Genomic DNA, 24,842 nt, shown 5'->3' with positions numbered 1-24,842 from the left:
CGGCGTTCCGGGCCACCCGTTGAACATGTCCAGACGCTACGGCGGAAGCCCCGCGGGGACGGTCATCTCCGTCATCGCGGACATCGCGGCACTGATCCTGATCCTGTGGATCGCTCTCTATCTGTTCGACGCCAACACCGCGAACAACTCGGTCGACTGGGTCCACAACGCGGCCAACTGGCTGTCGGGCTGGTCGCACAACCTGTTCACCATCCACTCGGCGGACTGGCGCACTGTCGTCAACTACGGCCTGCCCGCCCTCGTCTACCTCTTCATCGGCCACGCGGTGGCCACCGGTGTCAACCGGAGCTAGACCACCACTGGGCCCTCAACTGCCCTGCCGTCAGGCCGCCTTACCTCATGACCTTCAGGCGCTTGCGCCTCGGGGCTGTGCGGGTAGGCGGCCGACCGGTGCTGGAAGGAGAGGATCTTCGGGTTCTGGACGACACCGTCCCGGATCTCGATGGCCTTCCGCACGGTGACGTCGCCGTCCCACGCGGCGGGCCCGCTCATGACCGTACGCAGATACGGCAGGAGTGCCTCGCTGATCTCCCACGTCGCGGAGTTCCACAGGTGGGAAGGACTGTGGTCCACCGCGTAGTAGTGGCAGCCCGGACCGACCGTGGACATCGGGTCGCCGAATCCGCTCGGCCGGGCCCAGGCGAAGCCCATGCCCTCGTCGCAGGCCACGTCGATGAAGAAGGTCCCCGGCTGGAACAGCGCGAGTTCCTCGTTGTTGACGAACATGAGCGGCGCGTCGGTGTCCTGCAGAACGCAGTTGACGACGATGTCGAACCCCGCCAGATACTGCGCGAGCGGCACGGGTCCGAGCCCGGTGACCGCCTGGAGGCGTGTCGGGTCGTCCTCCTGCTCCTCGAAGTGCCCCATCACGACCGACGGCATCGGCGAGGCCACGGCCGCCGCCGCGCGCTGCGTGAGCACCGTGACGTCGGAGACACCCATGGCACCCAGGCCCGTGACCGCGCCGCGTGCCGTGGCGCCGAAGCTTATGACCACCGCGCGCAGCCGACGGCCGTAGCTGCCGGTCAGCCCGCCGAGCTGCAGGGCGTGCAGCACCGAGCAGTAACCGGCCAGCTCGTTGTTCTTGTGGAACACATGGACGCTGAAGGCGCCCGTGGAGGTCCAGTGGTTCATGGCCTCCCAGGCGATCAGGGTCAGCCGTCGGTCGATACCGATCTGCGTCGTCTTCTCGTCCTGCACACAGTGCGGCCAGCCCCACAGCACCTGGCCCTCGCGCAGCTCGGCGAGGTCGTCGTGCATGGGCTTGGGCAGCAGCATGATGTCGCACTCCGCGACCAGCTGCTCACGCGATCGGAGGCCGCCGACGAGGGGCCGCAGCGCGTGGTCGGCGATGCCGAACCGTTCGCCGTAGCCCTGTTCGAGGAAGATTCTCTCCCGGATGTCCGGGGCGATCCGCTCGAGGTGGCGGGGGTGCAGCGGCAGACGGAACTCGTTCTCCTTGCGGGAGGAGTGCAGTACTCCGAGACTCATCAGGCTCATGTGGGGCGGCTCATTTCCGGCCGGAACACGAAGCGCTCCGGCGTTGCCGTTCCCCGAGGGCGACGCCGAAACGGCTGACGGCGTGCGAGGTGCGCTCGGTAATGCCACGTTACTCCAGTCCGGAAAGGGCTGGATTCCGCCGACGGGGGCGCTGCGGCGCACCGGGCGGTGCCTGCCGGAGCGCGCACGCCGACGGTCGCCTGCCGTGGACCGTGCTCGTCCCGGCGCTCGTCGTCTCCGGTCTCGGCATGGGCGCCTTCGACCCGGCCCGCGCCGCCCTGGCCATCGGGGTCACCGAACCGGCCGAGTCCGGTGTCGCGTCCGGCGTCAACGAGACCTTCCAACAGGTCGGCATCGCCGGCATCGGCGCCTGCCGATTCACCGTCCCGGTGGCCGATTCCCCGCGCCATCGGGACGGTTCGGCGCTGTCCGGCAATCCCTCGATCAGGTGACGGCTCCCGGTACGGCCGATCGAACACCGGATCGTGACCACACCTCCCAGCGGCCCCTAGGGCGGCACCCGCATCCTCGAACTTTCGTCCGACGGTTCGCCCGTCCGCACCCGTGACGGCATCTTGATCAGGCACGTTCTTCTGGCACCGAGTCACCGCACCGACCGCAGGAGGTTGCCATGAATCCCGTGCCCGTCCCCACCCTCGTCCCGCTCGCGTTCGAACATCGCACCCCCTCGGCCTCCGTCCCGGTCCCGCCCGCGATGCACGAGGTTGACGCCACGGCCGCCGCCGACGCGGATACGTCACGACGCGCACCGAGGTGGGGGGCATGACCGGAGCGACCACACTGCCGGACCCCGTCCGGGCCTGGGCCGAATCCGTCATCGGCCCCTTCACCTGCCTCCCCGACACCTCCGCCGCCCACGCCTCGCGCGTGTGGGAGGTGACGACACGACCGGAGAGCGGCAGCGGTCGACGCTTCTGCGTGAAACTCGCCGCCTCCCCGCTCGCCTTCACCCGCGAGACCTTCGCCCACCGGCACGCCGTGTCCTACCTCGGCCCCGGCCGCGCACCCCGCCTCACCGCGACCTCGGCCCAGCACCTCGCCCTGCTCATGACCGCCCTCCCCGGCACCCCACTGAGCGACCTCAGGGCGACCGGCGCCGCGCTGGAGACCGTGCACCGCAAGGCCGGTGCCCTCGTCGCCCAACTGCACCAGGCCGGAAAACCGACCCCCGCGGCCCGCGAGGAAGCGGCACAGGCGCTGCGCCGCACCGCCGACAGCGCCGAGCGGAGCGTCCACGCGGCGGGGGACCAAATGCCGCCCGCGGAGCGGGAGTTCGTGCTGGCCCGCGTCGCCGAACTGCGCACCGTAGGGCGGGTCCCGCTCGGCTACATCCACGGCCACGTCGACGAGCACACTCTGCGGTGGTCCGGCACCCGGGAACCCCTCGCGCTGATCGCCTTCGAGCGGGCCCGGTTCGCCCCCGTCGTCCAGGACTTTGTCCCCCTGGCCTGCGGACCCTGGGCCCGACAACCCCGCCTGAGAACCGCGTTCTTCACCGGCTACGGCCGCCGCCTCCTCCCGGAGGAGAAGCGCGCTTTGCTCTGCCTGACCGCCCTGCACGCGGTCGGTCGTACGGCTGGTACCGGGGCCGTCGGGGGAGGCTGCCGTATGACACAGCTCGAACACCACCTGCCCGAACGGCAGTTGACGCCCCGCCGCGCCGAGAGTACGGCCCGATGAGCGCCGGGACGAGCGGCCGGGCACCGCTGCCCGGGACCGCCTCGCGCGTGCCGCCACCCCAGCCCGCCGAGATCCGCTACGAGGGCCGGCATGCCCAGAACCCGTTGGCCGAGGCCGAGTTCGGGAAACTCTGCGCGCGACTGCCCTCCGTACTCGCGCAGACCGCGCGGATGGCGTGGGCCATCGACCGGTCCGCCGTACTGCTGCTGGCCGGCTGCCAACTGGCCGTCGGCGCAAGTGCCGTGGTGCTGCTGCTGTCCACCGCGCGGGCGATGCGCTCGGTGCTGGCCGCCGGGCCCGTGAGCGACCGGCTGCATCAGGCATTGCCCGCGCTGCTGGTCATCGCCGGTGCGGCGGCGGTCGGCCGGGTCGCGAGCGCGTTGTCCTCGTACGCGGACGGGCGGATCACCCCGCGGCTGACCACGGCGGCGGACAGTTCCCTCGTCGAGGCGGTGTGCCGGGTGGAGGCCGCCGCGCGCGCCGAGGACGGGTTCGCGGACCGGCAGGAGGCCGCCGAGATGGGGGTGATCCGCGGCCATGTGATGGTGCAGGACGCGACGCGCTTCACCGCCGCCGTGGTCCGGATGGTCAGCGCGAGCGGGGTGCTGTCCGTGCTGCACCCGCTGATGCTGCCCCTGCTGCTGCTCGCGGTCGTGCCCGCCGGCGTGGGCGCGATCCTGCACGCGAAGGTCCAGTACGAGACGCACTACGCCAACATCGGCGACCGCAACGTCCGCCAGAACATGCGGGGTTGGGTGACCAGCCCGAAGTTCTCCGACGAGATCCGCGCCAACGGGATGGTCCCCTACCTCGGGTTCTGGCACCGGACGATCTCCGAACGCATCGACCGCCGGGTCCTGGACGTGGCGCCGCGCATGCTGCGGATCGTGCTGGCCAGTTCGGCGATCGGCGGTGTCTTCCTCATCGCGACCTGGGCCGCGCTCGCCTGGCTGGCCGCCACCGGACGCGTCGAACCCGCCATTGCCGCCACGGCGGTCGTCGCCGTCCAGACCACCCTCGCCGCGCTCGGCCAACTCGTCGTCTACGGCGCCGCGATGTTCCACACCGCCCTGTACCTCGCCGACCTGGAGGGCTTCCTCGCCTTCGCCGACCAACGTGCCCAGAAACGCGGTGAGTCGGGGCCGGGTGGGCCGGTCGAGGAGATCCGGCTCGATGAGGCCGTCTACTGCTACCCGGGCAAGGAGATCCCCGCGGTGGCCGGGGTCTCGCTGACCGTGCGGCGCGGGGAGATCCTCGCCGTGGTCGGCGAGAACGGTTCCGGGAAGTCCACGCTGACCCGGCTCCTCGCGGGCATCTTCCTCGCCGACAAGGGCACGGTCAGCTGGAACGGGCACGACCTCGCGGGTCTCGCGCCCGACGAGTTGTGGGAGTTGTCGGGACTGGTGCCGCAGAATTTCGCCCAGTGGCCCCTCAACGTCCGCGACAACGTCACCCTCGGCCAGCCCCGCACCGGGGACGACCTGTTGGTGTGGGAGGCGCTGGACGCCGTAGGACTGCGGGAGTCGGTGGAGGAACTCCCTTACGGGCTCGACACGTTGCTCGCCCGCGAGCTGTGGGGCGGTACCGAACTGTCCGGCGGGCAGTGGCAGCGGCTGGCGTGTGCGCGGGCCCTGTACCGGCAGCCCGACCTGCTGATCCTGGACGAGCCGACCAGCCAGATGGACGCCCGTGGAGAACACGCCATCCTCGAACAGATCAAGGCGATCGCCGCCCGCCGCATGACCATCGTGGTCACCCACCAGCTGGTCAACACGAAGATCGCCGACCGGATCGTCGTCATGGCACACGGTCGTATCGCCGAACAGGGTACGTACGACGAACTCGCCCATGGCGGTGGCCTGTTCGCGGAACTCCTCGCCCTGTCGAACGACCGCTGACCGATCACCACCTCGCAGGGAGAACCCCGTGACCGACGCATGGGACGCGCACTACGCCGACGGCAACACCTTCAGCCCGCTCCGTGACTCCGAACGCGCGCTCCTCGCCGAGCACGCTCCCGTACCCGACGGAGGCGGGCATGCCCTGGACGTGGGGTGCGGGCTGGGTGAACTCGCCCGCCATCTGGCCGAGTCGGGTTATCAGGTCGACGCTGTTGACTTCGCGCCCGCCGCCCTCGTCCGTGCCCGCGCCGAAGCCCAGCCCTCCGCCGCCAACTCGGCGGTGAACTACCACCTGTTGGACATCGAGCACGACAGCCTCGACGCCCTGCCGCATCCCGCCTACGACCTGATCACCTTCCGCCTCAGCTGGGCCTTCGTCCACGACCGCACCCGGGTGATGAACCGGCTGCGCGAGCGGCTGCGACCCGGAGGCGTCGTCTGCGTCATCACGCCCGTTGCCGAGAAGGCAGCGTACGGCAGGCGCTCCATCGCGCTCGACGACGAGGAGATCCTTGCGCTGTGCGGGAGTTGGTCGGTGGCCGAGCGGTACGACGCCGACGGGCTCGCGTTCGTCGTCCTGCGCGAACCCGCCCCCGCGCCCGCCACATACGCGGGCAAGAAGCGACCCTCGCCGCATGCCCTCACCGGTGCCGGTGTCGTCGTGACCGACTCGGCGGGGCGGATCCTGCTGGGCTGGTCGGTGCGCGGGGCCTGGGAGTTGCCGGGGGGCAAGAACGACCCCGGCGAGGGCTTTCTGGAGGCGGGCGTAAGGGAGTTGGAGGAGGAGACCAGTCTGAGGGCGGACCCGAACCCGGGCGGCGCGCGGCTGTTGGCCCTGCTGATGGACTCCACGCACGGCATGCCCCGGCTGACGGGTGCCGTCCGCGTCACCCGCTGGACCGGTCAACCGACCGTCACCGAACCGCAGTTGATCCACCGCTGGGAGTGGCACGAGGTCGCCGATCTGCCCACGCTTGCCCAACCGTTGTTCACGCCGAGCGCGCATGTCGTCGACACGGTCTGGCCCGGGTTGCTGCCTGACCTGCCGCCGGTCCACCGGTACCCGATCGCTCCGGACGCGGCTCAGGCGTAAGGCGCTGTTCCGCTTTGCCCATGTCTGTTCTACGCTCCATGGAGGGAAGACGGGACCGCGCCCCTGTGCGGTGGCGGTGCGTCTCCCCGCCCAGGCTCCCAGCCCCCGAGCCGGATTCGAGACCGGCCGGAGCCGCATCGCCGGAGTGCGCGGCTCCCGCTCCGTTCTCCCGGCAGTTCCGGACGGGGTGCTTCCATCAGACCCGCCGCCGTGGAGGACACGCGCGAGGAACGGTGGTGGGGGCCTCTCGTCCTCGTGGCCACGGCCGCCGTCGCCCCACAGCGGCGGCGGCCGTCCGGACCGTGGAGCAGCAGGTCAGGGCCGCCGGCCGCACCCGTCTCACGCCCCCAGTCCCGGCAGCGGCTCGGAGTCGTCCACGAAGGCGCGGGCCACGTCCGACAGACGCCGGTTGTGGGCGCGGGCGTAGCCGCGCAGGGTGGTGAAGGCGCGCTCCATGTCGATGCCGCGGCGTTCGGCGAGTTTGCCCTTGGCCTGTTCGATCAGGACGCGGCTGTTCAGGGCGGTCTGGAGTTGCTCGTTGAGGATCGTGCTGAGGCGGCTGGAGCGTTGTTGCAGCAGGCTGATGGTCGCCACGTCGGCCAGGGCCTGGGCGATCAGCGTGGCCGCCGGGTCGAACGGGCCGGGGGCGGCCCGGAAGAGGTTGAGGGCGCCGACGACCTCGTCCCGCAGCCGCATCGGCAGCGCCTGCACGGCGGTGAAGCCGCTGCGGTGGGCCGTCGTGACGAAGCGCGGCCAGCGCTCGGCCTCCCGGGTCAGATCGGGGACGATCACGGGTGCGCCGGAGCGGAAGCACTCCAGGCAGGGGCCCTCGTCGTTCTGGAGCTGGAACAGTTCCAGAAGGCGCACTTGTTCGTCGGAGGCCGCCATCACGCGCAGTTCGCCGTCGCGGTCCGCGAGCAGCACGCCCGCCGCGTCGGCTCCGAGCATGCCCACGCAGCGGTCGGTGAGCAGGCGCAGGAAGTCGATCAGATCGAAGTCGGCAACCAGGTTGTCCGCCAGTTCGACGAAGGTCTTGGCCAGGAGCTGCTGATTCATCGTGTCACCTTCGTTGGGGACTGGGTCCCGCCGGGAGGGGGCGGGAGGTGCGGCACGTCCGCCGGCCGGCGGCGATACGCGGGGCGACGAGCCGGTCGGTGCGTCAGGTGTCCTCGTCGGACCGGTCGTCCTGGTCCGGCTCCGCGTGCGGGGAGAAGCGAAGCCGGTGGGCCACGATGTCGGCGGCCACGTCGGCGAGCCGGCGCCCCCGCATATAGGCGTGGGCGCGCAGCCGTACGAAGGCCTCGTCGATGCCGATGCCGAGCTGGACGGTGAGGATGCCGGTGGCCTGGTCGATCTCCGCGCGGTATCCGTCCAGGTCCCCGAAGTCCCGGTCCGCCGGGGCCTGTTGGCCGGACGGCCCGCCCCTTTCGTCGATCCGGGCGTCGAGCAGGAGCAGTGTCGCGAGATCGGCGAACGCGAGGGCGTCGGCGAGCTGTTCGGCGTCCAGTACGGTCGGCACGTCGGCGTACAGGTCCAGAACTCCCGGGCTGATCGCGCCCACTTGGAGGGGGAGCGCGAACACCGCGCGTGCCCCGACCTCCAGGGCCGCGTCCGCGAACACGGCCCAACGGTCCTGGAGTTGGCCGGTGAGGAGGTCCGGCGTCAGGACGGCCGAACCGTCCAGGAACGCGTCCACGCACGGGCCCTCGCCCAACGTCAGCTGCAGTTCCTCCAGTTGCTCGCTGATGTCGTCGGTGCTGCACAGCGGATGGCTCGTCGCGGTGCGGGACATCGCGGACAGCCCCGCCCCGCCGACGGGTAACGCGGCCACGGCCGCGGTGCACACGTCCACCACACCGGCCCGCCCGCCGCGCCGCGCCGCCTGTTCGGCGACCAGCACCTGGATCCGGGCCGACCGGCTGCCGGCCCTCATTCGAGCCACCGCGTCCCGAGGTCGTTCCGGACCCGCCCCGGCCGGGCGGTCACCGTGCGTCGCCCGAGAGGAGCGAGGTGAGCGGACCCCTTCGACGCGGGGAGGTGTGGGTGGGCGGATCGGGGACACCCGCCACGGGCGATGACAGGCACCCCAACGGGCCATCGGGAAGCAGGAATCGGGAGCCGGTGACTTCGAGGATCAGGCCGAGTGTCGGTGGCGGGTGGTGCAGGCGCAGGGTGCCGCCGGCTTCGGCGGCCTGCTGCGCCGCGACGAGGAAGACGTTGAGTCCGCTGCAGTCGCAGAAGGTGACGGGGGTGAGGTCGATGTCGAGGGTACGGATGCCGTCGTGCAGGCACTGGGCCAGTGCCGTGCGCACCAGCGGGGCCGATTCCTGGTCGATCTCGCCGACCAGCGTGATCAGTGCCCGTTTCCTTCGGTCATGGCGGTAGACGGTGAGCTGTGTGCGGGGCATGACGCCTCGGTTCGGGGGACCATCCGGCAACGGGCGTGGTGGCGACGGGAGTTCCGGCGCCGAGGGCGCTCTGCCGGCAGAGGGGGGCGTGCGGGGATGCGCCGGGTGACGGACGAAGAATCCGCTCTCCGCGACCATCTGTGCCGAGCATCTGTGCCGAGCTACGACGAGCCGCCGGGGTCTGGGACGTCCGTACAGCAGCATAGTCCTCGCGCCGGTCCGTGGGCGGTCCGCGCAGGGAAGTGTGACGCGCGGACGGCCGTGCCCGGTCACAAGGGCACGGCCGCCGGGGGGAGTTGAGGCGCGGTCACTGGTTCCAGGCATGGTCTGGGGGCGCCCCGTGGTCGAGGGCGCCCCCGGAAGCGGTCGGCCGGCGGCCGCTGGATGCGGCTCAGTCGCGCAGGAAGTCCAGGACCTGCTGGACGAACAGCTCGTGGTGCTGGAAGAGGGCGCCGTGGCCGGAGTCCGGGTAGATGCTCAGCTCGGCGTCGGGCAGTTGGTCGGCGAGGTTGAACGAACTGATCGTCGGGATCATGGTGTCGTCGTCGCCGTTGACCACCAGCACGGGCTGGTGGACGTTCGCGAGGCCCGAACTCGTGCTGCTCTGCTCCCACTTGGCCAGGGCGGTCACCTGGGCGCCGATGGTCTGGTCGGTCACGGCGGTGTCGCGGTCCTGGGTCCGCTGGTCGAGGCGGCCGAGGAAGGCGTCGGCCGCGGCCTGGCTCGCCGCCGTGGGGGAGAAGAACAGGAAGTGCTTGGGGTGCTTGCCCTCGGCGCCCGCGATCTGCATGGCGTTCTGCAGGACGGTGAGGGTGTCGGCGGGGCCCGCGTCGCCCGCGGGTGACGTGCCGGCCAGGACGATCCGCCGGACCAGGTCGGGGCGCCGCTGGACGATCTCCTGCGCGACCATGCCGCCCAGCGAGAAGCCCAGCAGGTCGACCGTCGTCAGCCCGAGGGCCTGGATGAAGGAGATCGCGTCGACCGCCATGGCCTCGACGCTGTCGGGAGTGGTGCCGCCCGAGGCGCCGACCCCCCTGAGGTCGACCAGGACGACCCGGCGTGCGGCGGCCAGGCCGTCGACGACGGCGGGGTCCCAGTCGTCGAGCACCGCGGTGAAGTGGTGCAGGAGCACCAGCGGGGTGCCGGTGGTGGGGCCGACCTCGCGGTAGGCGAAGGGGGTGCCGCCGACATCGACGGACCGGGTGACGGCCTCGTTGTGGGTGACGGTTTCGGTGTGGGTCGCGGACATGATCGTGCTCGCTTTCGTGTGTGGGGACGCTGCGTGGGGCTCCGTGCGGGGCTCCATGTGGGGCGTCGCCGGTGGCCGGGGGCGAAGCTATGGCATAGCGATCGTTATATAACGAGCGCTACGCTACGATGTCGTAGACCGGAGCGCAAGGCAGGTCGACGGCCGGAGCACAGAAAAGGCCGTGGACCGGAAGGCCGGGAAGGATGGGTGAGGGCTCGCGATGCGGTATCCGAAGGACCACAAGAAGCAGGCCAGGGCGTCGATCCTGGCCGCGGCGTCACAGGCGCTGAAGGAGAAGGGGTTCCAGGGCATCGGGGTCGACGGTCTCGCCGCCTCCGCCCAGGTCACCTCCGGGGCGCTGTACTCGAACTTCGGCAGCAAGGAGGCGTTCCTGGAGCAGGTGGTCGACGCGCAGCTCGGCGCCGAGTTCGCCGTCGTCGACGACCCCGACCCCGCCGAACGCCGACGCCGGCTCGTGGAGTTCCTCGGCGTGTACCTCAGCGAGGACCACCGCGGGGATGTCGCCCACGGCTGTGTCATGCCGTCACTGAGCGCGGACGTGTCCCGGGCGAGCGACTCGGTCCGCGAGGTGTACCAGCGCCGCATGCTCGACCTGGTCGCCCTGCTCGCCCCCGCCATGCAGGGCCCGCCGGACGAACAGGAGAAGCGGGCCTGGGCCGCGGTGGCGTCGATGGTCGGCGCGGTCACCATCGCCCGCGCACTGCCCGACGGGGATCAGGCCAAGAGCGTTCTGGACGCGGTCCTTCAGGCCACGACGAAGGCGGTCACGGGCAACTCCGCGTGAACGCCGCCGAGTTCAAGCCCGGCGGGTGGTGAGTGGCCCTCGGCGGTGGGTGGTCGGCGCTGCTCACGGTGTTCCGTCGATCGCCTCGCGGAGTTCGGGCAGGAACGAAGCGACGCGGTTCATCTCGGCCGCGCGGTGATGCGGCAGGGCGACCCCGAGCGCTTGGAGATCGGGCGCACCGGCGGGAGCGCGTCCGGCCGGCGGCCGGGTGAGGTACTGCGGGTAGTTGAGGAAGAACCGGGTGCGCATCTCGGAACCGGAGCCGGTGGCATCCACCTGGTGGACGATCCACCCGAACGCGGCGGGTGCGGTGCTCGGCCCGATCCGCGCGACGACGACCGTGTCGCCGGGCAGGCAGTCGGCGACTCCCAACTGGGCGAAATCCTCGCGGAGTTGTTCGGCCGTTGGAAGGCGCGCCTCGCCGGTCTGGTCGTACGGGCCCATGCCGAGGGGCGGGTGTGCGCGGACGCCGATCCCGGGGGCGCGGGGCGCCTGCTGCCGGCCGCGTCGCAGGGCGGCACCCTGCCGGCGACGTGCACCGGCGGCCGGCCGCGCTGGAGCGGTCCCTCGACACCGCGATCGCGACACTCACGGCTCGTCAGCGGGACCCTCCGGCCGTACTCAGGTCCAGCACCGGCACATCGGGCGGTGTGAAGCCGAAGACCTGGCCGTAGAAGGAGAGTTCGGCCTCCAGTGCGGCGACCATCGTGTCCCGGCGGCGGAACCCGTGGCCCTCTCCTTCGAAGAGGCGGTACGCGTGCGGGACGGCGGACGCGCCCGCGAGGAACACCCGGCTCTGCGCGGGCGGGCAGACGGGGTCGTCGCTTCCTTGCAGCAGGAGGAAGGGTGCGGTGATGCGTTCGGGGTGGGCGGCGGGCGAGCGGTCCCGGTAACGCGCCGCCGATTCCCCGGAGTTGGGGCCGATCAGAGACTCCAAGTAGTGCGACTCGAAGTCGTGGGAACCCCCTGCGGCCAGGACCTCCAGGTCCAGCACCGGGTAGAGCATGGTCGCGCACGCGTACACGTCCGTGGTGATCAGGGACTCCGCCGCGGTGAAACCACCGGCACTGCCGCCCCGGATCGCCAGCCGGGCGCGATCGGCCACACCCTCGTCGACCAACTCCCGTGCCACAGCGGCACAGTCGGCCACATCGACGACACCCCACCGCTCCCGCAACCGCTCCCGGTACTCACGCCCATAGCCGGGCGTACCGCCGTAGTTGACGTCGGCCACGCCGATGCCGCGCGAGGTGAAGTAGGCGATTTCGAGGTTCAGGGAGAGAGGCGCGCGCAGGCTCGGACCGCCGTGCGCCCACACCACGTACGGTGCGGGGCCGTCGTCCGGTGACGGGCCGGTGGTGTGGTCCGGGTGGCGTGGGGCGTAGAGGTGGGCGTGCACCTCCTGGCCGTCCGGGCCTTTGAACACACGGGCTACCGGCTCCGGCAAGTAGGCGGCATCCACGGAGACTTGATGCCGGTGCCCGGCTACGCGGAGGGTGAGGTGTCCGGCGGTTTCGGTGGTGGATTGCCCGGCCGCGCCCGTCGTGAGTGCGCCTGCGTCCACCTCCACGACCTCGTACGACGTCTCGCGGCCGGCCGCGACGCCCGCGATCCGGGACCCCGATACGGCGAGATGCGGCAGCCACTCGGTCCGGTCACCCGGCACGTCCACGAGGCTTTCGTCGGCCGGGTCGAGTACCGCCAGGTGTTGCGCTCCCCGGCCGTGGAGCACGGCGATCCGGCCGTCGGCCAAGGGCGCGAACCAGCGCAGGCCGAGCCGTTGGGACCCGGCGAACTCCTCCGCCGCCCGGTGCAGGGGGCGAGTTGCGCCGGTCTCGGGGTCGACGCGATGGAGATTCCACCAACCCGTACGTTCGCAGGCGGCCAACAGCGTGCCGTCCACGGCCCATTCGGCCTGGGCCACGGGGTCACCGGGCCCTCCGAGCAACGTGCGGGCGTGACGGAGGCGTCCGTCGTCACCGACCTCGGCAACCTTCAACTCGGCCGCGTCCCATGGCATATGAGGGTGATCCCAGGCGAGCCACACGGCCCGTGAACCGTCGGGGGAGATCCGGGCGCCGGACACGAAGCGGTGCCGGTCGCCGCTCAACTCCCGTACGGCGCCGCGGTCTTCGGCCGCACTGCCGTCCAGCGGGACCTCGGCGATCAACCGGCGTACGTCGCTGGGCCCTTCGCCCGTGAACTCCTCCAGTACGCAACGGACCGTGCCCCGTGCCAGGTCCAACTCCGGCTCCGCCCAGCGCAGTCCGCCGCCGACGGGGGAGACCGGCGTCAAGGGTTGAGGCACGGCGCCTTCGGTGTCCGGGCGGTACAAGTACAGCCGCTGGTCAGGGAAGTTGGCGAACACCACGAGCATGCCGTGTTCGGCGGCCGCCGTGGCCCAGGGGCGTCCGCCGTACTCGATCACGCGGCTGCGGATGTTCCAGGGCTCGGGCAGGACGGTCTCGGCGGCGGCGTCCGCGCGCCGCTTGCGCATCAGGGCCGAGCGCCCGTCCTCCTGCGGGCGGGGCTCGATCCACCACAACTCCTCGCCCTGGAAGCCGAGATACGAGGGTGCCGCGATCTGGCCCGCGGTCATTCCGCGTGATGCCAGGTCCGCTGTGATCGGCGAGGTCCAGGAACCGTGAGGGGCCGGGCCGGATGTCACGGGTCGTCTCCGTCCGTTCCGTGTGCGGGGGGTCAGACCAGGCCGGCGTAGTGCACGGTCAGGGCGATCTGGACCCGGTTGGTGTGTTCCAGCTTGGTGAGGATGTGGGAGACGTGGGCCTTGACGGTGGCCACGCTCATGTACAGCTCGGCCGCGATCTCCGCGTTGGTCCTGCCCCGGCCGACGGCCACGGCGACCTCGCGTTCCCGGTCGCCCAGCCGGTCGAGCCGGATGCGCGCCTCGGCGGTCTCCGGCCGGCGCGGGACCGTACCGTCGCCGCCCTGGGTGACCCGGGCGATGAGCTGCTCGGTCACCGCGGGGGAGAGCACCGGCTCGCCCGCCTTCACCCGGCGCACCGCCGCGACGATCTCGGCGGGCGGGGTGTGCTTGAGCAGGAAACCGGCCGCGCCCGCGCGCAGCGCACCGAGGACCTGCTCGTCGTCCTTGAAGGTCGTCAGCATCACGACGGCCGGTGCGCCGGGCCGGGACCGCAGCAGCTCGGTCGCCCTCAGGCCGTCCACGCCGGGCATCCGGATGTCCATCAGCACCAGGTCGGGGGCGTGCTCGTCGACCAGGGCAGGCACCTCGCCGCCGTCCGCCGCCTCGGCCACGACCTCGATGTCGTCGGCGCCGCTGAGCATGAGTCGGAGTCCTGAGCGGACCAGCGGGTCGTCGTCGACGAGCAGCACACGGATCATGGGGGCCAGGGTAGCCAGGCCCGAAGCGCGTATTCCGCTCCGTCCCTGCCGTGCCCGAACCGGCCGCCCGCCAGCCCGACGCGCTCCGCGAGGCCGATCAGCCCCTGCCCGGAACCCGGGACTCCGTCGCGCGGGCCACCCGGTCCGGCCGGATTGGTCAGCTCCAGGGTGAGCCCGTCGCCGGGGCTGCCCGACACCGTGACCGTGACCGGAGCACCCGGGGCATGCTTCCGGGCGTTCGTCAGCCCTTCCTGCACGAACCGGTAGGCGGCGAGCCCGGCGATCCCCGTCGGACCACTACCGGTGTCCGCCCCGATGCCACCCATGTCGAGGTCGACCTTCATACCGGCGTCCCGCGACTCCCGGACCAGCTCGGGCACCTCGCCGAGCCCGGTCTGCGCGGGCCGGGCTCCAGGGGTCCCGTCCGCAACAGGCCCCCCGGCCGGCGACCGCAGCACCTGCAGCACCACCTGAAGATCCTCCAGAGCCTGATGAGAGCTCTCCCGGATCACGGCGGCGGCCCTGGTCGTCTCCTGCACGGACGCCCCGGCGTTGAACTCCAGCGCCCCCGCGTGCACGCTCAGCAGCGACAGCCGGTGGGCCAGCACATCGTGCATCTCCCGCGCGATGTCCTCCCGCGCCTCGCGCTGAGCGCGCTGCGCACGCAACACCGCCTCCGCCTCGGCCCGTTCGGTGCGTTCGCTCAGGGAACGGACGAACAGGCCCCAGCCGATCGCGGCGGCGATCAGGACTCCCAGGATCACCGCGTTGGCGATCGGCACCCCGGAGACGTAGGGACTGCTCAGGAAGTGGGCGGGGATCGGGAGCAGTGCCAGCAGGGCGACGGTCAGGATCGTGCGCGCCGGCCTGAGGACGGCGACGGTGAAGAGCGCGATGATCAGGGGCACCACGGCCGGGGTGACGGTCGCGGCGACGATCGCCACGACGGCCACGGCGGTCGGCCATCGCCTGCGCCACCACAGCGCCCCGATGGCGACCAGGGAGACGGGGTTCACCGCCCAGGTGAACCCGATCAGCAGCGGAGAGGCGAAGACCAGCCGGTCGAACGGCCAGGTACCGGAACCCAGCCCCGGGCTCAGCGCCAGATCCCCCCTGACCTGCACCAGCGCGAGGGCAGCCGACAGCACCAGGGCCAGCACCACCATGCCCAGGTCGATCGTCTTCTCACGCCGGTAACCGCTCACAAGCCACAAATGTAGATCGGCCGCCGCCGGACCCCGTACAGACTTTGGTCTAGAGACCTTGGTCGTACGACGAGGCCGGACCACCGACTTTGAGCCGAAGCCACCCACGGACCGCCGCTCCTAGCGTTCCGGGAGTCACATCGGCTCCCTCATGGAAGGCCCGGCCTTGAAGAAGAACCTCCTCCTGCTGTCCGGAGCGCTGCTCGCACTCTGCGGCGGGGTACCGCTGGCCCAGCGGCTCTACGCCCACCTCACGACCTGGGGGTTCGGAGTCCCCGGCTACGGCCCGTCGCTGATCAGGCCGGCCCTGGTGCTCGCCGGTGCCGCGGTGCTGGTCCTCGCTGCGCGGGTGCGGCAGCACAATGACTGATCCGGCGCTGGAGGCGGTGGGCCTCGGCCGGCGCTACCGGCGCGGCTGGGCGCTGCGGGACTGCTCGTTCCGGCTGCCGGCCGGCCGGGTCTGCGCGCTGGTCGGCCCGAACGGTGCCGGCAAGACGACCCTGCTCTCGCTGGCCGCCGGTCTGCTGGAACCGAGCACCGGCACCATCCGGCTGGGCGGACACGCGGCCCGGTCCGCCGAGGCGAGGCAGCACACCGCGTTCCTCGGCCAGGAGAAGGCGCTCTATCCGCGCTTCCGGGTCTCCGACACGCTGCGGATCGGCCGCGAGCTGAACCCGACCTGGCACCAGGAGACCGCCGAGCGGATCATCGCCGCCGGCGACATCCCGATGGACGCCCGGGTCGGCGCCCTGTCCGGCGGCCAGCGCACCCGCGTGGCCTTCGCGCTCGCCCTGGGCAAACGCCCCCGGCTGCTCCTCCTCGACGAACCGATGGCCGACCTGGACCCGCTGGTCCGCCGCCGGATGACGGACCTCCTCCTGTCCGAGGCCGCCCAGCACGGCTCGACCGTCGTGATGTCCTCCCACCTCGTCTCCGAACTCGAGGGCGCCTGCGACTTCCTGGTCCTCATCGACAACGGCACGGTCAGACTCGCCGGCGACGTGGCCGAACTCATCGCCGCACACCGCACCGTCTCCGCCCCCGACGCCCACGCGGCCCGGCTGGCGAAGCTCCCCGGCCAGGTGACCGTCGAGACCCGCAGCACGGGCGGCCGTACGACGGCACTGATCCGCCCGCAGGGCCCGCTCCCGGCGGAGAACGCCCCGGCCCTCCCGACCCTGGAGGACCTCCTGCTGGCCCACCTCCGCACGGACGACGCACCCCCGCTGATCACACCCACGGCACGTGTCGGCGCGCGGCGCGAGGTGACGGCATGAGCGACTCCCTGACCACCGACTACCCGACGCCCACGACCAGTTCGGGACTACGGCCCCGACTGCGACGGTCGCTACGGCTACGGGGCCTGACCTGGCTGGTCTGGCGACAGAACCGGCTGGCGTTCTGGATCGGCATCGGCGCGGCGCTCGCCGTAGCGGCGTACGCGATCGTGCGCCACCAGGAGATGACGACCGCCGTCGCGCAGGGTCGTCTGGACGCCTGCCGGGGTACCACCGTCCCGGCCGGTGACTGCTCCCACAAGCTCAACTCCTTCACGCAGACGTACCAGTTCCCGCTGCGCCGCCCCCTCCAGGCCATGCTCGCCCTGCCGTTGGTCTTCGGCATCTTCCTCGGCGGCCCCCAACTGGCACAGGAGCTGGAGTCCGGCACGTACCGCACCGTGTGCACGCAGTCGGTCACCCAACTGCGCTGGTTCGCGGCCAAGTTGCTGGTCCCCGTCGTTCTCGCGATCCTGATCGGCGGGACGATCGCCGCCGCGATGACCTGGTGGTGGCGGCCGGCGGGCTCCCTGCTGGGGGCGTGGTTCCCCTGGTGGCAGTGGTATCCGTACGACGGCATCGGCCCGGTCGTGGTCGGCCTGTCCGTGCTCTCCCTGCTCATCGGCGTGACCGCGGGCCTGATCCTGCGCCGCACGGTCCTGGCGATGGGCGCGACGGTGGTGCTGAGCGCGGCGGCGATGTATCTGCTGGAGTCGGTCCGTGGGTACCTGCTGCCCACCACCCTGGCCACGGTCCAGCACACGACCGGCGCGGCGGCCCCGTCCAACGCGTGGGTCCTCTCCGAGGGCGCGGTCGACGCGACCGGGCGCCACGTGCCGGACCTGCCGAGCTGCTACGCGACCGACGACTACGCCAAGTGCCTTGCCCGGCACGGCAGGACGGGCCGCTGGGCGGAGTTCCATCCGTCGTCCCAGTTGTGGCCGTTGCAGTGGGCGGAGACGAGCCTGTGCCTGCTGCTGGCGGCGGGGCTCGCGGGGCTGTGCGTGTGGTGGATCCGCCACAGGTCGGCCTGACCCGACACCCAACACCCGTCCCCTCGCACCAGGTTGAGGTTCCCCATGCCCTTCTACAGGCTCAGGCGAATACGCCGATCCCGCCTGCTCATCGCCCTCGCGGCAGCTACGACAACCGTCCTCGCCGTGACACTGACACTCGCCCTGACGGTCACCACGTACGACCACACCTCACCCCGCGCCGCCCGCGACAAGGCGTCAGGACCGGTGGCGGCCGGAACCGTCGACTGCCGCAAGGTGAAGTGCGTGGCCCTCACCTTCGACGGCGGCCCGAGTCCGACGACCCCCAGGTTGCTGGACATCCTCCGGCGCGACCATCTCCACGCGACGTTCTTCCTCCAGGGCAAGGGCCACATCGCGAAGTACCCGGAGATCATCCGCCGCATCGCGAACGAGGGCAACGAGATCGGCAACCACACCTGGAACCACAGGGTGTTGACCCGGATCGACGCGGCCGACGCCCGCCGGGAGCTGACCCGCACACAGAACGCCATCGAACGGATCACCGGCACGAAGCCCGTCCTGATGCGCCCGCCGGAGGGCCGTACGAACCGCCGAGTGGCCAGGATCTGCCGGGAGTTGGGCCTGGCGCAGGTGCTGTGGAGCGTCACCGCCAAGGACTACGAGACGACCGACTCCGCCCTGATCACCAAGCGGGTGCTCGACCAGACCCGTCGCGACGGCATCATCCTGCTCCACGACCTCCACAAGGGCACGGTGCCCGCGGTCCCGGGCATCATCAAGTCCCTTGAGCAGCGCGGCTACACCATCGTCACGGTGTCCGAACTCCTGGCGCCGGCCGAGCCTCGGGCGGGGATGGTGTATCGGCCCTGAGTACGTGCTTCAGCCCTGAGCCGCTGACGCCACAGACGTTGCTGGAATCAGTCGGTGTCCGTGGCGGTGAGGACTGCGATCTCCTGCCCGCCCGGTCGCAGGGCGGCCACGGCGAGGTCCCATGCCACGTGGTGGAACCAGTCCGATGAGGGGTCGGCGACGAACCAGTGTGCCTGTTCGACCAGCATGGCCGTGTGATGGAGCGGCGTGTCCGGGGCGGCGCCGACCAGGCCGCCGAGGGAGCGCCAGGCAGCAAGTCGGCCGTACGCACCGAACATGCCGCTGCCGTAGGCGGGGCTGCGCACCGCCGCGGTGAGCAGCACCTGCAGCACCCTGTCGGAGCCGGCCGGGTGCAGCCGGGCCCTGCCCTCTCCCGTCGGCCATGCCGTGAGCGGCAGCCGCTCGAAGACAGCCGCGAAGTCGTCCGGTGAGACGGCGGACGCGGACCAGAACTCCTGCGCGGCGACCGTGCCGTTGGACTCCTCGAGCCAGTGCCGCACCGCGGCGCTCATGGCCTCGGCGACCTCCGGGACGGTGATGTCCGCCGGATCGACCGCGGCACTGCGCCGGCGCATCTCCGGCGAGACATGGAGTTCGGGTCGGTCGCTGTGCTTCTCCACCGCTGCCGGGGGCAGGGCCCACGTCCAGTCGTGCGGGGCGTGCGTCGGCCTGAGCAGCGCACGCTCCGTCGGCAGCAGGTGGAGGGGCAGGGGCGCGAGCGGATGCTCCTCGGTCACGAGTGCTTCGCCGAAGGACCGCAGGAGGGGGTACTCCGGGACCGCGACACCGTTGAGTACCAGCTCTTGCAGCAGACAGGCCTTGAACTCGTCCGACGCCGCGGTGCCGGGCTGTTCGCCGTAGACGACCGGGACGATGTCCGAAGGCCGATGGCCCAGGGCCACCATCTGGGCCAGGCGCCGCTCAGCACTGGTCCGTGCCGACGCTCCGGCCCGCAGACTCAACGGCAGGCACATCAGGGCGCGCAGGCTCGGCTGTCCCGGCGTGGTGGCGAGAGCTGTCTGCAACCGGTCGAGCAGGAAGACGTGTTCAGACGAGTCCTCGCCCTCATGGGCGGCCCGGCGGGCGAGCTCCGCGCCGAGCAGCGCCGCCCACTCGAAGTCCTCGGACGAGACCCGCTGCTGGATCTCTTCGCCGAGCGCGGACGCGGCCGAGGAGTCACCGTCCAGGAGTTCTTTGATCCGTTGAGTCATGTCGCTGTGCATGGTGGACTCTCTTTGCCTCACGCTCGTCACGTCGGGACTCGGCCGGCGCCGTACAGCGCCGGCCGAGTCCCGTTCTTCTGCTTCTTCTACGACGCGGACCGCTAGGGCGAAGCCACCGGGTAGGCGCTCAGAATCTCCTTGGTCTGCGGATTGACCGCGATCTGCAGATACTTCTCTCCCCTGGTTCCGATTGTCCTTCCCATGGGGAAGACGAACCTGAAGGCGTCCGCGGGGTCCTTTATCGCCTTGCCCTGCATGGCCCATGCCTCGTCCACCAGGGCGAGGACCTTGGCGGGGTCCTGCTCGATGAACACCGTGTGCGTCACTCTGGAGGGATCGGGCACCGTGTGGGAGAGCACATGGTCGATCTTGGTGCCGAACTTCTTGTCGAAACCGTAGATCAGCCCGCCGGGCGATTCGAGCTTGCCGCCGCCCAGGTCAGCGAAACCGACCGGGCAGAACGTGTTGTGCACGAGAACCGGCGTGGCACCCGCCAGCACATAGTAGGTGTGGATCTCCGCGACGCTGAGGTTGTACGCGGAGTGGAGCCGCTGGTAGCGGTGGACGCCCGCGACGGTGACGGTTGCTCCGCTGCTGGTGCGCAGCGTCTGGCCGGGCCCGAGATCGCCGGCGTCGATCCAGCGGTGGGCGCTGGGCGACCAGAACGGGTGGTGCTGTGTGGCGGTGATCCGTGACCGGCCGGCGTCGATCGTGATGTCGGCGAAGTCGGTGTCGTCCGGCGTGTAGACGGTGTCGGTGACCGTGCGGCCCGCGGTCCGGCCGCTGCCGGGATCGGTGGCGAGGACCGTGTCACCGGTCCTGACGTCCTTGATCTCCTTGGTCGTGCCGTCGGCCATCAACACGTGCGTGGCGCCGGGGAAGCTGTTGGGCCGGCACGCCATGCGGGATTCCTCGTAGGCGTTCACCGACCGCTCGATGCCCGCCAACGCCTCCGCGTCGATGTCCAGAGCACGCAGGGCCTTCAACGCGTCGGCGACGCCGATGCCGGTACGCATGGCGGCGTCCACGGCGCGGATCGCCTCGGCGACCTTGCCGATGGGTCCGCCGAGCGGGAGCCAGGACGCGGCCCAGAAACAGTCGCTCGCACTGCCCTCGCCGCCGCCGAAGGCCTTGTGGTAGCAGCCGGTGAAGTCACCCTTGATCGACTTGGCTATGCCCTTCCAGACATCGACGGTCGCGTCCCAGGTGGAGATCTTGACCGTCTTGGTCTGATCCTTGATGGTGACCGTCTTCAGGAAGTACGTGTCGTCGGACGGGCAGCCCGCCGGGGTGGCGGGCACGTCGGGGTTCGCGCACACGTAGAAGCTGACGACCGCGTCGAAGTGCGCGATGTACACCATCGTGTCGCAGACGACGACGTCGTGGCACTCGTTGGGGAGACGCTCGGGCTCCCCGCGCGGCCTGATCTCGTCGATGACGGAGAAGACCCCACCGACACCGGTCCCCGAGCCGTTCTTGACGTTCTTGCTGGCCTGGGCCGCCTCCGCTTCCGTGGCGGCCTGTTGGGCTTCCTCGGAGTACTTGGCGGCGTCCTTGGCCGCTTGTTCGGCCTCGGTGGCGGCGGTGTCGGCGCGGGTGGCGGCGGCGCGGGCGTCCTTGGCGTCCTGTTCGGCCCGGGCCGCTGCGGCGCGGGCGGCCGAGGCGTCGAGTTCGGCCTGGTCGGCGGAGTCGCGGGCGTCCTTGGCGTACCCCTCCGCGTTGCCGGCTGCCGTGTCGGCGGCCGCGGCGTCGGCGGTCGCCTGCTTGTCGTAGTCGATGGTGCGGGCCAGCGAGGCGGCCGCCTTGGAAGCGGCGGTGGCGGCGTCGGCCGCGTAGCCGAGGGCTTCCTTGGAGTAGGTACGGGCGTCGGCCGCGTACTGGGCGGCGTTCGCCGCGTGCTGGTAGGCCTCCTTGCTGTCGCCCTGTGCCTGGTCGGCGAGGTTCTTGGCGGCCTGGGCCTCGGCTGCGGCGTTGCCGGCGTGCGCCTGGGCGACGGCCTGCTGCTGTTCCGCGATCGACTTCGACGCCTGTCCGGTCAGGACGACCAGGCCGGCGGCGGAGTCGGTGTCGACGTAAGGAGAGCCGAGTTGGACGGCGTCGTTGGCGGGGGCCGCGACCTGTTCGGCCGACTTGGCGGCGTCGACAGCGGCCTGGGCGGTGACGTGGGCGAAGCCGGCGGCCTTGGCCGCCGCGGCGATGGCCTTCACGGCTTCCGCGTTGGCGGCGACGGCCTGGGTCTTCGCGTCCTTGGCGTGCTGTTCGGCCTCGTCGGCGAGTTTGACCGCGGCCTTGGCCTCGGCGGCGGCGTCCTGGGACGCCTTGATGGCGTCGGCGACGGCGGCTGTCGCGGTCTTCACCGCGGCGTCGGCCTTGAGCTTGTCGGCCTGCGCGGCATCGGAGGCGGCGCGGGCGCGCTTGGCGGCCGCCTCGGCCCGGGTGGCGGCGGCATCCGCCGCGGCTGCGGCCTCGGTGGCGGCACTGGCCTCGGAACCGGCCCTGCCCGCCGCGGTTTCGGCGTCGTCGGCGGCCTTGTCCGCCTCGTTCGCGGCCGCGCGGGCGTCCTCCGCCGCGGAACCGGAGCTCAGCTTGTCGGCGTAGGCGTCCTTGGCGTCGGCCTTCGCCCGCTTGGCGTTGGCCTCCTGCCGCGCGTCCCAGGCGTCGTCGCGCATGGCCTTGGCATGATCCCTGGCCTTGACCGCGTCGTCCCGTCTGCCTTGGGCGGTCTTGTCGGCGGACTCGGCCCGGTCCTTGGCGTCACTGGCCTTGGTCGCCTCGGCCTCGGCGTTCTTCCTGTGCTGGGCGGCCTCGGCCTGCTCGGCGGCGGCCGTCTCCTTCTCGGCCTTGGCCGTCTTCTCCTCGGCCTCCGCGGTGAGCCGCTTGGCGTGGGCGTCGGCGGCGGCCGCCTTCGCGTCGCCTTCGGCCGCGAGGGCCACCGTGAGCTTGGCCTCCGCGGTCTCCTTGTCCTTCTTCGCGTTGTCGCGGTGCACCTTGGCCGCGTCCGCGGCCGCCTTGGCCTGGAACTCGGCCGTCTTCGCGGCCTCCTTGCGGAACTCCGCCTTGGCCTGTGCGGCCTGCGCCAGCGCACGCTGCGCGATGGTCGCACTGTCCCCGGCGGCGGCCCGGGTGGCGGCCTCGGCCGTCTCGCCGGCCTTCACCAGCGCTGTCAGAGCCGCGACCGCGCCCTTGGTCACCTGCGCCTTCTGCTGACCCACCAGCAGCCCCCGACCCCTCGGCGCACCGTTGGCGTCCGCGGTGTCGTACGCGGTCTGCAGCGCGGCGTCCGAACTGGCCGCGGCCTTCTGTGCTGCGGTCAACTGCGCCTTGAGAACGGCCAGTTGGGCCTTGGCGCCGGTCTGGGCCGCGGTCACCCCGTTCTTCGCCTGGGTGAACTGCGCCTTGTCCGGGTAGCCCAGCCCGGTGTCGCCGGTGTGCCCCTTGGGTACGATGCGCAGCTTCTGCGAGGCCGAGGTGCCGCAGGTCAGCAGCGAGGAGTTCTTGCTGTTGTCGAACGAGGGCAGGTTCAGGCACTTGTCCGTCGCGGCGTTACGGAACACGCCCGCCGCCCGCACATCGAAGTCCCACTGCTGTGCCTTGCTGCTGTTGCAGGCCGAGATCTGGATCTTCGTACCGTCGGCGTTCTTGCCGCCGGCCACCTCCAGGCACTTCTGCGACTTGGTGTTCGCCAGGGCGTAGCCGCCGGCGTACGAGCCCGCGACCTTCCACTCCTGCGCCGGGCCGCCGCTGCAGGTGTAGACCTGGACCGCGGTGCCGTTGGCCGTGCCGCCGCCCTCCACGTCCAGGCACTTGCCCTTGGCGCCGGGGATCTCGATGCTCAGCGGGGCGTCGCCGATGTAGCCGATACCGCCCGCGGACCAGTAGTCCTGCCAGCGGGTGGCGTGGTCGGCGATCCAGGAGTGCCCGAGCATCTCGCCCAGGGCCTTGGTGCCCTTGGTCAGTCCGTCGACCGCCGCCTTGTTGGCGTCGAGTATCTGGTTGCGCTGGGTGGCCTGGGAGGCGATCTCCTGCTGCCACTCACCGGCCGCGGTGGACGTGATGTCGTCCAGCACGCCGTTCGGATCCAGCGGATCACGCCAGCCGCACGCGGCGAAGCGGGACTTCACGTCCTCCACCGCGATCCGGTACTCGGGCGTGCCCGGCTGCGGTGCGGTGCGCGGGAAGCCGCCCGAGGCCAGGAAGATCCGCGCGTCGTCCGCACCCGGGTTCGCACCGGGACCGCCGTGCATCCACTCGAACGCGGCGTGCTCGGCCAGCGCCTGGTTGAACTCGTCCCGGGTCCTGCCCACCGAGCTGGGGTCCTGCCCGTACAGGGGGACGCCCACCTGGTCGACGGCCGCGAGGGTCTTCCCGTCGGCCGCCGGGGTCTCGTCGTCGTAGAAGTCGGAGTCGGTCTTCCAGTACCGGTCGGAGATCCAGGACGTCAGACCGGTCTGCCCGTGGAACGACTGCTGCCCGTCGTTACTGGTGCCCGGCGGCCAGTGGAACCCGGTCTCCGTGAACCCGCCCGGCGTCGCCAGACCGGCCAGCGGTTTCTCCCAGGACCCCTGGAGCGCGGACAGTGCCGCGCCCTCCTTGCTCGCCGCGTCCTTGTCCGCCGTGTAGGCGACGGCCAGTGGCGTCTTCTCCCAGTTCTTCCGGTCGGCCGCGACACGCAGCTTCTCCGGAGTCTGGTTCAGGCCGTCCTGCGCGGTCGCCGCCATCGACGTGCCGCCCAGCCGCAGCACGTCGGTCATCAGACACTGGTCCTGCCGCAACTGCTCGCCGGTCGTGTCCTCGTACCAGGGATAGGAGTCACTCGCCTGCTCGGACCGCAACGGCGACGCTCCGGGCTGGACCGCCAGCCCGGCCAGCACCGCCAGCGCCACGACAGAGGTGGTCACCAACCCTGAACCGCGTGATCCGGCCAGGCCGGATCGTGGTCTGGAACGCAAAGAAGCATCCTTGTCTTCGTCAAGGGAGATGCGTGCCGGGAGAGCATCGAAGAACAGCCGAAGAGCAGCCCAGAAGCCGTACGGAAACGTACGGCGGCATGACGAAGCGAACCTTCCCCCGCAAACGACGGTGTTCCCCCGGTCGCTGATGAATGTGCACGGACACGGGCTGGTCAGGCCCGGTCATGCGTAGGCATCATATGAACATGTAATGTTTGCGTAAAGTGGCCACCTGGATGCCGGGTTGGTTCGTCGCCGGGCATCCGTGCTGGTCAC

21 protein-coding genes are annotated in these 24,842 nt (G+C 71.2%); 10 read left to right on the top strand and 11 right to left on the bottom strand.

Annotated elements, in window-relative coordinates:
* Positions 1-25 precede the first annotated feature (25 nt).
* Positions 26-313 carry a hypothetical protein gene (locus OG504_RS17640; protein ID WP_327401180.1) on the top strand — a complete coding sequence of 96 codons (288 nt, stop codon included), beginning with the start codon at positions 26-28 and terminating at the stop codon, positions 311-313.
* Here the strand turns inward: OG504_RS17640 and OG504_RS17635 are convergent.
* Positions 310-1,521 (bottom strand): N(5)-(carboxyethyl)ornithine synthase, encoded by a 1,212-nt coding sequence (locus tag OG504_RS17635; protein ID WP_405990682.1) that lies wholly within the window; start codon positions 1,519-1,521, stop codon positions 310-312. The two genes, OG504_RS17640 and OG504_RS17635, sit on opposite strands and share 4 nt — an antisense overlap.
* A 101-nt stretch (positions 1,522-1,622) precedes the next feature.
* Between OG504_RS17635 and OG504_RS17630 the strand changes: the two genes are divergently transcribed.
* From OG504_RS17630 to OG504_RS17615, 4 genes are all read left to right on the top strand, one after another.
* A complete protein-coding gene (locus OG504_RS17630) occupies positions 1,623-1,973 on the top strand; it encodes a hypothetical protein (protein WP_405990681.1) in 351 nt (116 codons plus the stop codon).
* Between the two features lie 331 nt (positions 1,974-2,304).
* Complete coding sequence (locus OG504_RS17625; protein ID WP_405990680.1) at positions 2,305-3,222, top strand: phosphotransferase; 918 nt, start codon at positions 2,305-2,307, stop codon at positions 3,220-3,222.
* Positions 3,219-5,120: an ATP-binding cassette domain-containing protein gene (locus tag OG504_RS17620; RefSeq protein ID WP_405990679.1), complete on the top strand. Its 1,902-nt coding sequence runs from the start codon at positions 3,219-3,221 to the stop codon at positions 5,118-5,120. Before OG504_RS17625 ends, OG504_RS17620 begins: the two co-directional genes overlap by 4 nt.
* A gap of 28 nt (positions 5,121-5,148) precedes the next feature.
* The gene (locus tag OG504_RS17615; protein ID WP_405990678.1) at positions 5,149-6,216 is read left to right on the top strand and encodes a bifunctional class I SAM-dependent methyltransferase/NUDIX hydrolase; all 1,068 of its coding nucleotides are present in this window, start codon (positions 5,149-5,151) and stop codon (positions 6,214-6,216) included.
* 339 nt (positions 6,217-6,555) lie between these two features.
* Here OG504_RS17615 and OG504_RS17610 read toward each other — a convergent pair whose 3' ends face one another.
* The 4 genes from OG504_RS17610 to OG504_RS17595 all read right to left on the bottom strand — a co-directional run bounded on the left by OG504_RS17610 (position 6,556) and on the right by OG504_RS17595 (position 9,873).
* Positions 6,556-7,272, bottom strand: a complete 717-nt coding sequence (locus OG504_RS17610) for a GAF and ANTAR domain-containing protein (RefSeq protein WP_405990677.1) — start codon at positions 7,270-7,272, stop codon at positions 6,556-6,558.
* Between the two features lie 103 nt (positions 7,273-7,375).
* A complete protein-coding gene (locus OG504_RS17605; protein WP_405990676.1) occupies positions 7,376-8,149 on the bottom strand; it encodes an ANTAR domain-containing protein in 774 nt (257 codons plus the stop codon).
* Positions 8,150-8,198: 49 nt separating this feature from the next.
* Entirely contained in the window at positions 8,199-8,624 is a 426-nt protein-coding gene (locus OG504_RS17600; protein WP_405990675.1) for an STAS domain-containing protein, read from the bottom strand.
* 391 nt (positions 8,625-9,015) lie between these two features.
* Complete coding sequence (locus OG504_RS17595) at positions 9,016-9,873, bottom strand: alpha/beta fold hydrolase (protein ID WP_405990674.1); 858 nt, start codon at positions 9,871-9,873, stop codon at positions 9,016-9,018.
* Positions 9,874-10,093: 220 nt separating this feature from the next.
* Here OG504_RS17595 and OG504_RS17590 point away from each other — a divergent pair, with 220 nt between their 5' ends.
* Positions 10,094-10,678 carry a TetR/AcrR family transcriptional regulator gene (locus tag OG504_RS17590; protein ID WP_405990673.1) on the top strand — a complete coding sequence of 195 codons (585 nt, stop codon included), beginning with the start codon at positions 10,094-10,096 and terminating at the stop codon, positions 10,676-10,678.
* Positions 10,679-10,741: 63 nt separating this feature from the next.
* Here OG504_RS17590 and OG504_RS17585 read toward each other — a convergent pair whose 3' ends face one another.
* From OG504_RS17585 to OG504_RS17570, 4 genes are all read right to left on the bottom strand, one after another.
* The gene (locus OG504_RS17585) at positions 10,742-11,122 is read right to left on the bottom strand and encodes a DAPG hydrolase family protein (RefSeq protein ID WP_405990672.1); all 381 of its coding nucleotides are present in this window, start codon (positions 11,120-11,122) and stop codon (positions 10,742-10,744) included.
* A 154-nt stretch (positions 11,123-11,276) separates the two neighbouring features.
* On the bottom strand, positions 11,277-13,277 hold the full coding sequence (locus tag OG504_RS17580; RefSeq protein ID WP_405990671.1) for an alpha/beta hydrolase family protein: 2,001 nt from the start codon (positions 13,275-13,277) through the stop codon (positions 11,277-11,279).
* A 101-nt stretch (positions 13,278-13,378) separates the two neighbouring features.
* Complete coding sequence (locus tag OG504_RS17575; RefSeq protein WP_405990670.1) at positions 13,379-14,044, bottom strand: response regulator; 666 nt, start codon at positions 14,042-14,044, stop codon at positions 13,379-13,381.
* The gene (locus OG504_RS17570) at positions 14,041-15,249 is read right to left on the bottom strand and encodes a sensor histidine kinase (RefSeq protein ID WP_405990669.1); all 1,209 of its coding nucleotides are present in this window, start codon (positions 15,247-15,249) and stop codon (positions 14,041-14,043) included. Before OG504_RS17570 ends, OG504_RS17575 begins: the two co-directional genes overlap by 4 nt.
* Before the next feature lie 166 nt (positions 15,250-15,415).
* On the opposite strand from OG504_RS17570, the gene OG504_RS17565 reads away from it, so the two are divergent.
* From OG504_RS17565 to OG504_RS17550, 4 genes are read left to right on the top strand one after another with little or no spacing between them, the layout of a single operon-like run.
* On the top strand, positions 15,416-15,619 hold the full coding sequence (locus OG504_RS17565; RefSeq protein ID WP_405990668.1) for a hypothetical protein: 204 nt from the start codon (positions 15,416-15,418) through the stop codon (positions 15,617-15,619).
* Positions 15,612-16,526: an ABC transporter ATP-binding protein gene (locus tag OG504_RS17560; RefSeq protein ID WP_405990667.1), complete on the top strand. Its 915-nt coding sequence runs from the start codon at positions 15,612-15,614 to the stop codon at positions 16,524-16,526. The genes OG504_RS17565 and OG504_RS17560 overlap by 8 nt, the downstream gene beginning before the upstream one ends.
* Positions 16,523-17,560, top strand: a complete 1,038-nt coding sequence (locus OG504_RS17555; protein ID WP_405990666.1) for an ABC transporter permease — start codon at positions 16,523-16,525, stop codon at positions 17,558-17,560. The genes OG504_RS17560 and OG504_RS17555 overlap by 4 nt, the downstream gene beginning before the upstream one ends.
* Positions 17,561-17,605: 45 nt before the next feature.
* Positions 17,606-18,394: a polysaccharide deacetylase family protein gene (locus OG504_RS17550; RefSeq protein WP_405990665.1), complete on the top strand. Its 789-nt coding sequence runs from the start codon at positions 17,606-17,608 to the stop codon at positions 18,392-18,394.
* Between the two features lie 47 nt (positions 18,395-18,441).
* Here OG504_RS17550 and OG504_RS17545 read toward each other — a convergent pair whose 3' ends face one another.
* On the bottom strand, positions 18,442-19,605 hold the full coding sequence (locus tag OG504_RS17545; RefSeq protein ID WP_405990664.1) for a DUF6183 family protein: 1,164 nt from the start codon (positions 19,603-19,605) through the stop codon (positions 18,442-18,444).
* Positions 19,606-19,718: 113 nt separating this feature from the next.
* Positions 19,719-24,368 carry an RICIN domain-containing protein gene (locus OG504_RS17540; RefSeq protein WP_405996360.1) on the bottom strand — a complete coding sequence of 1,550 codons (4,650 nt, stop codon included), beginning with the start codon at positions 24,366-24,368 and terminating at the stop codon, positions 19,719-19,721.
* Positions 24,369-24,842: the final 474 nt, after the last annotated feature.

This window comes from Streptomyces sp. NBC_00986 (genome assembly GCF_045162565.1).
GTDB lineage: Bacteria > Actinomycetota > Actinomycetes > Streptomycetales > Streptomycetaceae > Streptomyces.
Note: the sequence above shows the minus strand (reverse complement) of the source record. Positions and strands in the feature narration are given on the sequence as shown.

What these genes read in the sequence shown, in the direction of transcription:
- OG504_RS17625 (WP_405990680.1), top strand. Translation starts at nt 2,305, where the DNA reads ATGACCGGAGCGACCACACTGCCGGACCCCGTCCGGGCCTGGGCCGAA.
- OG504_RS17610 (WP_405990677.1), bottom strand. Translation starts at nt 7,272, where the DNA reads ATGAATCAGCAGCTCCTGGCCAAGACCTTCGTCGAACTGGCGGACAAC.
- OG504_RS17550 (WP_405990665.1), top strand. Translation starts at nt 17,606, where the DNA reads ATGCCCTTCTACAGGCTCAGGCGAATACGCCGATCCCGCCTGCTCATC.
- OG504_RS17590 (WP_405990673.1), top strand. Translation starts at nt 10,094, where the DNA reads ATGCGGTATCCGAAGGACCACAAGAAGCAGGCCAGGGCGTCGATCCTG.
- OG504_RS17620 (WP_405990679.1), top strand. Translation starts at nt 3,219, where the DNA reads ATGAGCGCCGGGACGAGCGGCCGGGCACCGCTGCCCGGGACCGCCTCG.
- OG504_RS17580 (WP_405990671.1), bottom strand. Translation starts at nt 13,277, where the DNA reads ATGACCGCGGGCCAGATCGCGGCACCCTCGTATCTCGGCTTCCAGGGC.
- OG504_RS17555 (WP_405990666.1), top strand. Translation starts at nt 16,523, where the DNA reads ATGAGCGACTCCCTGACCACCGACTACCCGACGCCCACGACCAGTTCG.
- OG504_RS17640 (WP_327401180.1), top strand. Translation starts at nt 26, where the DNA reads ATGTCCAGACGCTACGGCGGAAGCCCCGCGGGGACGGTCATCTCCGTC.
- OG504_RS17575 (WP_405990670.1), bottom strand. Translation starts at nt 14,044, where the DNA reads ATGATCCGTGTGCTGCTCGTCGACGACGACCCGCTGGTCCGCTCAGGA.
- OG504_RS17585 (WP_405990672.1), bottom strand. Translation starts at nt 11,122, where the DNA reads ATGGGCCCGTACGACCAGACCGGCGAGGCGCGCCTTCCAACGGCCGAA.
- OG504_RS17635 (WP_405990682.1), bottom strand. Translation starts at nt 1,521, where the DNA reads ATGAGCCTGATGAGTCTCGGAGTACTGCACTCCTCCCGCAAGGAGAAC.
- OG504_RS17595 (WP_405990674.1), bottom strand. Translation starts at nt 9,873, where the DNA reads ATGTCCGCGACCCACACCGAAACCGTCACCCACAACGAGGCCGTCACC.
- OG504_RS17545 (WP_405990664.1), bottom strand. Translation starts at nt 19,605, where the DNA reads ATGACTCAACGGATCAAAGAACTCCTGGACGGTGACTCCTCGGCCGCG.
- OG504_RS17560 (WP_405990667.1), top strand. Translation starts at nt 15,612, where the DNA reads ATGACTGATCCGGCGCTGGAGGCGGTGGGCCTCGGCCGGCGCTACCGG.
- OG504_RS17540 (WP_405996360.1), bottom strand. Translation starts at nt 24,368, where the DNA reads ATGACCGACGTGCTGCGGCTGGGCGGCACGTCGATGGCGGCGACCGCG.
- OG504_RS17605 (WP_405990676.1), bottom strand. Translation starts at nt 8,149, where the DNA reads ATGAGGGCCGGCAGCCGGTCGGCCCGGATCCAGGTGCTGGTCGCCGAA.
- OG504_RS17600 (WP_405990675.1), bottom strand. Translation starts at nt 8,624, where the DNA reads ATGCCCCGCACACAGCTCACCGTCTACCGCCATGACCGAAGGAAACGG.
- OG504_RS17630 (WP_405990681.1), top strand. Translation starts at nt 1,623, where the DNA reads ATGCCACGTTACTCCAGTCCGGAAAGGGCTGGATTCCGCCGACGGGGG.